The 9,689-nt window shown below is 70.6% G+C and carries 7 protein-coding genes, 1 tRNA gene and 1 pseudogene; 3 read left to right on the top strand and 6 right to left on the bottom strand.

Annotated features, from left to right (window positions below; genetic code table 11):
* Window positions 1-295 precede the first annotated feature (295 nt).
* Window positions 296-1,258: a polysaccharide deacetylase family protein gene (locus DMB66_RS40155; RefSeq protein ID WP_125809359.1), complete on the top strand. Its 963-nt coding sequence runs from the start codon at window positions 296-298 to the stop codon at window positions 1,256-1,258.
* 294 nt (window positions 1,259-1,552) lie between these two features.
* Here the strand turns inward: DMB66_RS40155 and DMB66_RS40150 are convergent, their stop codons facing one another.
* From DMB66_RS40150 to DMB66_RS40135, 4 genes are all read right to left on the bottom strand, one after another.
* Entirely contained in the window at window positions 1,553-2,545 is a 993-nt protein-coding gene (locus tag DMB66_RS40150) for an alpha/beta hydrolase (RefSeq protein WP_233625178.1), read from the bottom strand.
* Window positions 2,546-2,840: 295 nt separating this feature from the next.
* Window positions 2,841-2,914 (bottom strand) — tRNA-Met (locus tag DMB66_RS40145).
* A 14-nt stretch (window positions 2,915-2,928) separates the two neighbouring features.
* Window positions 2,929-3,837 carry a DUF2199 domain-containing protein gene (locus DMB66_RS40140; RefSeq protein WP_125809358.1) on the bottom strand — a complete coding sequence of 303 codons (909 nt, stop codon included), beginning with the start codon at window positions 3,835-3,837 and terminating at the stop codon, window positions 2,929-2,931.
* Between the two features lie 66 nt (window positions 3,838-3,903).
* The gene (locus DMB66_RS40135; RefSeq protein WP_233625177.1) at window positions 3,904-5,025 is read right to left on the bottom strand and encodes a lamin tail domain-containing protein; all 1,122 of its coding nucleotides are present in this window, start codon (window positions 5,023-5,025) and stop codon (window positions 3,904-3,906) included.
* 208 nt (window positions 5,026-5,233) lie between these two features.
* On the opposite strand from DMB66_RS40135, the gene DMB66_RS40130 reads away from it, so the two are divergent.
* Together DMB66_RS40130 and DMB66_RS40125 are read left to right on the top strand one after the other, a co-directional pair.
* Window positions 5,234-6,028, top strand: coding sequence for a pentapeptide repeat-containing protein (locus DMB66_RS40130; RefSeq protein WP_233625176.1), 795 nt, complete (start codon window positions 5,234-5,236; stop codon window positions 6,026-6,028).
* A gap of 47 nt (window positions 6,029-6,075) precedes the next feature.
* Window positions 6,076-7,056, top strand: a pseudogene (locus DMB66_RS40125) (TerC family protein); the annotation flags it as partial.
* Between the two features lie 274 nt (window positions 7,057-7,330).
* Here DMB66_RS40125 and DMB66_RS40120 read toward each other — a convergent pair.
* Both DMB66_RS40120 and DMB66_RS40115 read right to left on the bottom strand, forming a co-directional pair.
* Window positions 7,331-8,704, bottom strand: coding sequence for a translation initiation factor 2 (locus DMB66_RS40120; RefSeq protein ID WP_125809356.1), 1,374 nt, complete (start codon window positions 8,702-8,704; stop codon window positions 7,331-7,333).
* Window positions 8,705-8,832: 128 nt separating this feature from the next.
* Window positions 8,833-9,684 carry a spermidine synthase gene (locus tag DMB66_RS40115; protein WP_125809355.1) on the bottom strand — a complete coding sequence of 284 codons (852 nt, stop codon included), beginning with the start codon at window positions 9,682-9,684 and terminating at the stop codon, window positions 8,833-8,835.
* Between the last annotated feature and the right edge of the window lie 5 nt (window positions 9,685-9,689).

Raw genomic sequence — 9,689 nt, 5'->3', positions numbered from 1 at the left:
CATTCGGTGATCTCGGTGGGCCGAACCCTCGTATCTAGTGGTACGGACTGATCGAGGGAGTAGCGCTGTGCCATCAGAACGCGCCTTCGTGCCCTGACCCTGGTCGCCGCGGCGACAGTGGTCACCGGTCGACCCGCGAGCCTGCCTATGTAGCGGCGCCGCCCCCGGTGACCGCGATTCGGGGCGGGGCTCCTCCCCGATCAGTGCCAGCCTCGCCCGCGAGCGATCTTCGTGCCCGGGAACTCCGCGATATTTCTCCCGTTCCCGCTTGCGCCCCTCGGATGGAGCTCACTCGATGCGTACCCCCAAGGTGTTTCTGCTCGGTCTGGCGCTGGCCGGGCTGGCCGGCTGCGGCACGACCGCCGCCGCCGGGAGCACCCCGGCCTGGGTCGCGGCCACGGCCGGCGCGTCACCGTCGGTTTCGCCATCCGAACCGCAGGACGAGGCCTCGGCATCCGAGCCGTCCAGCGACCCGCAGGACGAGGCGCCCGAAGGTCCCGCACCCGACCCGTCCGAAGACCCGCAGGACGAGGCGCCCAGTGACTCGACATCCGACCCGTCCAGCGGTTCGGCGTCTGGTCCCGCGCAGCCTGACAAGGACGCCTCGGGCGGTGAGGCCAAGCCGCCGAAGCAAGGCAGACCGCGTTTCGGCGGTCCCGCCAACAGCCTGGTGAAGACCGGCAAAGCCGGGGTCGCGCTGACCTTCGACGACGGGCCTGACCCCGTGCAGACGCCCAAGCTGCTCGACCTGCTCGCCGAGCACGGCGTCAAGGCCACGTTCTGCCTGGTCGGTCGGAACGTGGTGGCGCACCCGGAACTGGTGCGGCGGATCGCCGCCGAGGGGCACACCTTGTGCAACCACACCTGGCAGCACAGCCTGACGCTCGGCCGGCAGAAGCCCGCGGCGATCCTGTCCGACCTGCAGCGCACCAACAACGCGATCCGCCAGGCCGTGCCGGGTGCGCAGATCAAGTACATGCGGGCGCCGGGTGGCAACTTCACCAAGCGCTTCGTGGCGGTGGCGGCCGGCCTCGGCATGACGTCGATCTACTGGCAGGTCGACCCGCGCGACTGGGACCACCCGGACGGCGAAACCGATGCGGCGCACGTCGCGAAGGTCGTCGATGCGGTGCAGCAGCGCGTGCGAAAGGGCGCGATCGTGCTGTCCCACGACTATCGGCAGCCCGACACGATCACCGCCTACGAGCAGCTGATCCCCTGGTTGCAGGACCGCTTCAAGCTCATCGCCCTACCCTGATCCTCCTCGATGCGCGGGTGGTGAGCGCTTGCCGGGTCGGCCATGCCGGCCCGAGATTGCCGGGACGGGGCGCGGTCCGTGCGCGCCGTCGAGTGCGCGCGGGACGTCGTCGGCTCACTGCGCCCGCGGTCCTTCGGACGCGGACGCCGATCTCGCTGCAGTTTTACCGGGCGGCCGGGGACGGGCGTCTGGTCTGGCTCGGTCCGGGCTCCTCCGCGATGCCGCAGCGGCCCGCGGATCGCCGGCCAAGGGATCGGGTGGCGCTGCGCCGGGTCGACCGGCGGAAGGACCGGGTCAGGCGAGGCTCTTGCGGATGTGCTCGACGATCGCTTCGCGGCCGGGCCTTGCCTCCGGTACGGGCAGCAGCGGATAGACATGGATCGCGCCCGGTTCCTCGTGATACGTGACCGGTGTGCCCGGGGCCACGCGGTCCCGCAGAGCCCGGCAGTCGGGCAAAGTGATGTCTCGGGTACCGACCAGCACCTGCAGTGGCGGCAGGTCGTCCAGGCGGCCGTACAGCGGGCTGAGGCGGGGGTCGGTGAGCGGCACGCCGCCGGCCCAGGAAGCGGCGATGGGATGCAGGCCTGCCCTGGTCAGCCAAGGGTCGACGCGTTCGACGGCCGGGATGCCCGGGTTGGACATGGTCAGGTCCAGCCACGGCGCGATGGTCGTCAGCCCCGCCACCGGCCGTCCCGGATCTCCCGCGTAAGCCTGCGCGGCCAGCAGGGCCAGACCGCCACCGGCCGAGTCGCCGGCGAGGTAGCAGCGGCGACCTCCCGCAGTCAGATCGGAGATCACCTCGGTGACGAGGGCAAGGGCCTCGAGCGCGTGATGCCGCGGCGCCAGCCCATAGATGGGCACGTGCACGTCGAAGCCGGTCCGCTCGGCCAGGTATGCGACCAACGCCCAATGTTCCTTGACGATCTCACTGGTGTACGCCCCACCGTGCAGATAGATCACCGACTGCTCGGACGGACCCGCGGCCCGCCGTGAGCGCAGGACATACACGTCCTGGCCATGCACCTGCCGATGCGCCACGACACAGCGCTTGCGAATCCCCGGCGGCGGCGACGACCGACCCTTGGCCTTAGCCAGCACCGCCCGCCCAGCCGCCTCGGTAGCGAACCGCCGCTTGTAGGCAAGACGAACAAAAGCCGCCACACCTGTCATCTGCCAACTGGACACGCCGACCCCCGGAGGCAAAACATAAAAAAACGGCCCAAACAAACAGCAACCACCCCCCAAAGCACCAGCAACAGCGCCCCAGAGCACCAGCACCAGCAACACTCCCAGCGCCTCAAGAGCAACATCGACAGCGCCCTCAGAGCAACAGCAACGCTGGCAACGCCTAAAGAGCAACAGCAACAGCGCCCTCAGAGCAACAGCAACAGCGACAGCGTCTTCAGAGCGACAGCGTCTTCAGAGCGACAGCGTCTTCAGAGCGAGAGCAACAGCGTCCGCAGAGCGACAGCCGCTCCCAGAGCAACCACCGCACCGTGGGGGTCTGGGGGCTCGGCCCCCAGGTAGAAATGCGAAGAGTCCCCGGTCCGCGCTTTCCGCGGACAAGGGACCCTTCGACTCGTAGCGGGGACAGGATTTGAACCTGCGACCTCTGGGTTATGAGCCCAGCGAGCTACCGAGCTGCTCCACCCCGCGTCGCTTGTGCAACGCTAGCACGGGGGTGGCTGGATCCCTGCTTCGGGCCGCACCGAGCGCCAGGTCCGCTGCGCCCACGCCAGGTCCGCCGGGTCGTCGTAGACGCAGACCAGGTGCAGGAGGTCGCCCGGCACCGCGACGTATCCGTGCAGGTTGTGCACGATCCGGCCGTCGCCCAGAGCCGGGCGCCAGAAGGCGTACCGGTGCACTTGTTCGTCGGTCTCGGTGAGCTCGCCGTCGCGGTCGGGGGGTGAGTCCGCGGTCAGGTCGCGGATCATGTCGGCCGGCGCCGCGTCCGCGGGCGTGCCCAGCGGGTCCAGGTGCACCGTGCGGCCGGGGCCGCCGAAGAAGATCCGGTCCTGGTGCCTGCGCAGCTCAAGGCCCGCGGAGCGGTCCAGCGACCAGCGCGTGGTGATGCGCTGCCGGACCGGGGTCGGCAGCGCGTACGTGAGCCGGCTGAGCACGTCGTCGCGGTCCCACTCGTCGTGCAGCACCCGGTGCATCAGGGTGCCCTCGTCGGCCACCAGGTACGGGATCGACTCGGGGTCGCGGACCTCGGCCCGGGCCGGCGCGCCGAGCATGTCCGTCCACGGCTGTATCGCGTTCGCCACGGTGCCTTCGAGGCGCAGGTCCGCGTACTCGGGGGTTTCCCAGATCTCGCTCGCGTGCCGCACCATGGCCGCGGGCACCCGCAGCCAGACGGAGTATTCGAGGGTGCCGCCGCCGGTCAGGCGCACCGGCATCAGGCAGCGGACGAACGCGCCGAGGTCAGCGGCGGCCCGCAGGTGCTCGTTGCCCCACGTGGCGTCGCGGTCCTCCGGGGAGAGGGCGAGCATCGGGTCCGGCCAGGTCGAGCGGACCGCGAAGTCGACCGGGGACAGGGTGCCGCCGCAGCACGGGCAGTCAGGCAGATGATCAGGCACCCGGGCACCCTACCCAGCACGACGGCCCTCCGGCGGGGAGCCGGAGGGCCGTCAGCGCGGCGGTGGTCAGCAGTAGGTCTGGTTCTTGTTGCTGGTCCACTTGCAGGAGTCGATCGACTTGCCGGCCGGGCTGCGCAGGTACGCCGTGTCGCCGGAGTTGTTCCAGATGTAGCCGGTCCGGTTCCAGTACCGGTGGCCGCTGTCGGGCCTGCCGTTGGTGCCCTTGCCGGTGTGCACGTAGGCGGTCCGCCCGGCACTGATCTTCTGGTCGGTCGCGATGGTGTAGACGTGCCCGGCGGCGTCGCGGATCGTCCAGCCCTTGAGGTTGATCGTCTTGTTGGTCCGGTTGGTCATCCGGACGTACTCGGCGTTGAGGCTGGTGTTGCTGCCGTTGTCGGCGCCCGGCGAGTTGTAGACGATCTTCGTGAACTGCACGTCGCCGGCCTTCGGTGCGGCCGCCGCCGGCGTGCTGGGCTTGGTCGGCGTCGTGGGTGTCGTGGGGGTGGTCGGCGTTGTCGGGGTGGAGCCGCCGCCGCTGCCACTGCCGCTGCCGACGTTGATCGACACCGTCTCGGTGTGGCCCGCGAGCAGGTTGTTGATGCTGTCGGCGTCGATCACGGCGCGGTACGACTTCGTCCCGGTGCCCTGCCCGCTCAGGGTTGTCGAGAAGATCGCCGCGTCGCCGACGGTTACGCCGCCCGCGACGTTCGTCCAGCCGCTGCCCGTGCTCTGCTGGATGTGCACCGGCAGACCCGGCTGGCTCGGGTCGGCCGTCACCGAGACGTCGACGGTGCCGTTCGAGGCGCTCATCGTCATGGTCGGCACGATGCCCATCGCCACCGAGATGCGGTTGGACGCGACACCGTCCACCACGACGTAGAAGCGGAAGCCGGAGTCCAGGTCGCGACTCAGCTCGTAGCGGCCCGAGGCGGAGGCGGTGGTCGTCACGTAGCCGCCGCCCGTGTAGTTCGGCGACCGGTAGAAGTCGTTGAACTTGTACGCCGATTCGTAGAGCTCGACCGTCTTGCCCGCGGGGGCCGTACCGGCGATGGTGATGGGGCCGAAGCCGTTGCGGCTGGCCGGCGCCGAGATGGTCGGCGCCGCGTCGGCGGCTGCCGCGGGTGCGGCCAGGCCGAGTGCGGCGGCGCAGCCGATCGTGGCGATGGCCGCCGTCTTCCGTGCACGCATCAGCAGTTCTCCTCGTAGCTGTGGGGGATCAACGCAGCGTAGTGAGGATGACCGAGCGTAGTCACCCGTACGGACGGATGCGGATCTCACCTGGTCGGATGACCGAATTGGCGACTATGAGTTACCTTCGGTCAGATGCCATGGTGACGGCAGGTAACGAACATGTCGGTCACAGCGCGTGAAACGCGGCTCGGTATACGGTCAACGCGTGTTGACCCTCGATCAGTTGCGGGCGGACTGCGGCCAGTGCGCCGCGCTCTGCTGCGTCGCCCCGGCCTTCGCCAAGTCGTCCGACTTCGCCATCAACAAGCCCGCGGGCAAGCCCTGCCCCAATCTGGCCGAGGACTTCCGTTGTGACATCCACGACATGCTCCCCGAGCGGGGCTTCCCCGGCTGCGTCGTGTTCGACTGCTTCGGGGCCGGTCAGCAGGTCACCCAGGTGACCTTCGGTGGGCGCCAATGGCGGGAGACGCCCGGCATCGCCGGGCAGATGTTCGCGGTGCTGCCGGTCATGCGCCAGCTCCACGAGCTGCTCTGGTACGTCACCAAGGCGCTCGAACTGCCGGCAGCGCGCCGGCTGCACCCGGGGCTGCGCGCCGCCCTCGACGAGACCGCCGCGCTCGCCGCGGGCACCCCCGAGGAGTTGCTCGCGCTGGACGTCGATGCGCACCGGCGGCGGGTCAATCCGCTGCTGCAAGAGGCGAGCGAGCTGGCCCGGGCCGGGTCCGGCGGCCGCCGGCCCGACCACCGTGGCGCGAATCTCATCGGCCGCCGGCTCAAGGGCGCCGACCTGCGCGGCGCGAGCCTGCGCGGCGCCCTGCTGATCGGCGCGGATCTCCGCGGCGCCGACCTGCGGTCGGCCGACGTCACCGGCGCCGACCTGCGCGGCGCGGATCTCCGGGGTGCCGACCTGACCGGCACGTTGTTTCTGACCGCCGCGCAACTGAAGGCCGCCGTGACCGACGCCTCGACGAAGGGCCTAGCGACGCCACCCGGCTCCTAGCATGATGGATCTCGCCGATCGACCGAGACTCCGTGGAGTGTGTTGTCATGCAGGTGTCCGGTCTGGTCTGGGTCTTGACCGTGGTGGGGATCGTCGGACTCGTCATCTTCGACTTCTATTTCCATGTCCGGCGCGCGCACGTTCCGACGCTCAAGGAGGCGGCGGCCTGGTCGGCCGTCTACGTCGGCCTGGCGATCGTGTTCGGCTTCGGGGTGCTGATCTTCGGTGGCACCGACATGGGCGCCGAATACTTCGCCGGCTGGGTGACCGAGAAGGCGCTGTCGGTCGACAACCTCTTCGTCTTCCTGGTGCTGCTCAACAGCTTCAAGGTGCCGCGCGCCGACCAGCAGAAGGTGCTGCTCTTCGGCATCGTGTTCTCGTTGATCGCCCGGACCGGCTTCATCTTCCTGGGCGCGGCGCTGATCAACTCGTTCGCCTGGATCTTCTACGTGTTCGGCCTGATCCTGCTGATCACCGCCGGCAACCTGCTCAAGGGCGACGACAGCGAGGGCCGGTCCCCGGACAACATCATCATCCGGATCGCCCGGCGCTTCCTGCGCACCTCGGACGACTACGACGGCGACAAGCTGTTCACCATCCAGGACGGCAAGCGGGTGCTGACCCCGATGCTGCTGGTCATGGTCGCGATCGGCGGCACCGACATCCTGTTCGCGCTGGACTCGATCCCGGCCATCTTCGGCCTCACCCAGAGCGTCTACCTGGTCTTCACGGCCACCGCGTTCTCGCTGCTGGGCCTGCGCCAGCTCTACTTCCTGCTGGACGGGCTGCTGGACCGGCTCATCTTCCTCTCGTACGGCCTGGCCGCGATCCTCGCCTTCATCGGGGTGAAGCTGATCCTGCACGCGCTGCACGAGAACAACATGCCGTTCATCAACGGCGGCGAGCACATCGACGTGGTCGAGATCAGCACCGGCGCCTCGCTGGGCTTCATCCTCGGTGTGCTGTTCGTCACCGTGGTCGCGTCGCTGCTCAGCCCGAAGGGCCGGGCGCAGACCTACGTCGCCGCGGCGCGCCGGCACGCGACCGAGTTCCTCGACATCGAGACCGACCCGCGGTATTGCGACGAGATCTACCACAAGCTCCTCGACGAGGAAGCGCATCTCAAGAGCCTGCCGGAGAAGTATCGGGCCCGGATCCGCCAGCAGGACGAGCTGATGAAGCTGCTGCGCCGCGCCCACCAGGTGCACGACGAGCGGGTCACCGCCGGAAAGTGCTTCACCGTCACCGTCAGCGTCTGACCGAGCCCTCGCGGGCTCGGTCGGCTCGGTAAGTGCGGTCGGCTCAGTAAGTGCGGTTGCCCCGGCTGGTCGAGCCGAGGTCCTGCTCCGGCCGGAGCGCGCCCGCCTTGCCCCGTGCCGAATTGGCGGCGAAGCGCGCGGCGGCGCGGCGGACCCGTTCGGCCCGGGCGGTGAGGTCGGTGGTCGGGATCTCGGAGGAGTCGGCCGCCTGCTCTGCCGCCGCCTGCGCCGCGAATGCCCGCTCCGCCGCGGCTTCTTCCGCCACGGCCCGGGCTTGCGCGGCTCGGATTTCCACCGCGGCCCATTCGGCCGCGGCCTGTGCCTCCGCCGCGTGCACTTGTGCGGCTGCTTCCGTGGCTTCTTCCGCGGCGGAGACCAGCTCGGCCACCCGTGCGGCGAGACTGGCCGCGCGGGATGCGAGATCCGGCTGGGTGAGGTGGGTGTCCTGCTCGGCCGCGACCGCCTGCAGCGCCCGCGCCTCGTCGGCGGCGAGACCCGGGCGGTAGCCGGACAGGCGCCTGGTCGTGCCGCCGGCCGCAGCCGGATACGGCTCCTCGGCCGCCACCGGGCGGTCCCAGGCGTAGGGCTGGGGCACTTCCGCCGCGTGGGCGAGATCATGCGGCCGCGGCAGGTCTCCGTGCAGGCTGGCGAGCAGCAGGCTGTCGTGCCCCGGATCGCCTAGCGGAGAGATGTGCGGCGCCGGCCCAGGCTCGTCAACAGCCCGGCCGCCGAACTCCGGGTCGGTCGGCTGCGGCTCGGCGGACTGCGCGTAGCCGGCGTGCGGGGGATCGGCCGGCGGCTCGGCGCCAGCCGGGCGGTGCACCGCCAGCGCGCCCAGCAGGGTCACCGTCTGACCCTCGCCGCCCTGGAAGTTGCTGAACTCCGGGCCGATCAGCAGCCGCGACAGCATCCGGGTCTGCGGCGTCGACAGGCCCAGATGCGCCGCGTTGTCGACCCGGAACCGGGCGATCGCGTGCCGGATCAGATTGGCCAGCCTGTCGGCGTCCCCGACCGTGCCCAGCTCGCCACCGGCGAAGACCAGCGCGGGGAAGGACCCGTCGGAGGCGGCGCACACGAGCTGGATCTGCGCCGCGGCGGCCGAGCGGCCCTCCGTCCGGGCGCCCGGCTGCACCCGCAGGTGCTGCGGCCAGAGCCAGCGCAGCTCGCCCGAGGTGACCTCACGCCCGTCGGGAGAGTCCGAGCGGGTGTACGCATAGACGATCCGGTGGTCGGTGACCAGGACCTCGGTGGTCTCGGGCAGCACCCAGCGCGGCAGCGACGCGGTTTCGTCGAAGGCGTACTCGGCGACGGCGCAGCGGCCCTGCCACAGGCCCCGTTCTCCGCCCTGCAACGGGCCGAAAACGTCGGAGCCGGTGGCGGGCAGCGCCGTGGCCGGGAGGAAGTGCGGGTCCAGCATCCCTCGATTAGATCGATATCGTGGGGGGCCTTACAAGTCAGGCGGACATGAATTTGGCTCATCGTGGCACGACGGCACCCGTGGCCGGGAGGGTGTGAACCTTTGGCCGATGCCGTCCGTACTGCTATCTAGGGCCGCGCGCTGAACAGACCCTCCGGCGGGGCCGGAGAGGGAAGCGCGTCGATGTCCGTCGCCGGTGGCCGGCCGGATGTGAATCGATCGAGGTCAGTCTCGACCCGGCCCGGGAACCAGTCCCCGGCCGCGCGCCGGCTGAGCTCGGCGACCGGTGGCGGGGTTCGCCCGGCCAGCACGACGAGGTTGCCGAAGCGCCGGCCGCGCAGCACCGCCGCGTCCGCGACCAGGCACGCTTGCGGCAGCGCCGCCCGGATGGTGGCGACCTGGGTACGGGCGTAGCGCAGCGGCGGCCCGTCGGCCACGTTCGCGATCAGCCACCCGGTGGGCGCCAGCACCCGGGCCACCTCGTGCATGAACTCCACCGAGGCCAGGTGTGCCGGGGTGCGGGAGCCCGCGAACACGTCGACGATGACCACGTCGTACCCGTCGTCGCGCATGCCCGTGACGGCCTCGCGCGCGTCGCCGACCCGTACCCGGAGCTTGGCTTTGGGGTCCCAGGGCAGCGCCCGGCGCACCAGCTCGATCAGCGGCCCGTCGATCTCCACCACCCGCTGGGGCGACCCGGGCCGGGTCGCCGCCACATAGCGCGGCAGCGTCAGCGCGCCGCCGCCCAGGTGCAGGACCCGCAGCGGCGCGCCGGCCGGTGCGATCAGGTCGAGGGCGGCGGCCATCCGCCGGATGTACTCGAACTCCAGGTACGTCGGGTCGGCCAGGTCGACGTGCGACTGCGGGGCGCCGTCCAGCAGCAGGGTCCAGCCCGACGTCCGGTCCGGGTCCCCGACCAGCTCGGCGACGCCCGAGCCGACGGTCTCGACCCGCCGCTCACCCCGCCTGCGCTGCGCCATCGCAG

It is taken from the genome of Actinoplanes sp. ATCC 53533, assembly GCF_003947245.1.
The sequence above is the reverse complement of the archived record's forward strand: the minus strand, read 5'-3'. Positions and strand labels throughout refer to the sequence as shown.

Excerpts from the sequence above, each read along its gene's own strand:
- DMB66_RS40155 (WP_125809359.1), top strand. The coding sequence starts at position 296 with ATGCGTACCCCCAAGGTGTTTCTGCTCGGTCTGGCGCTGGCCGGGCTG.
- DMB66_RS40135 (WP_233625177.1), bottom strand. The coding sequence starts at position 5,025 with ATGCGTGCACGGAAGACGGCGGCCATCGCCACGATCGGCTGCGCCGCC.
- DMB66_RS40120 (WP_125809356.1), bottom strand. The coding sequence starts at position 8,704 with ATGCTGGACCCGCACTTCCTCCCGGCCACGGCGCTGCCCGCCACCGGC.
- DMB66_RS40115 (WP_125809355.1), bottom strand. The coding sequence starts at position 9,684 with ATGGCGCAGCGCAGGCGGGGTGAGCGGCGGGTCGAGACCGTCGGCTCG.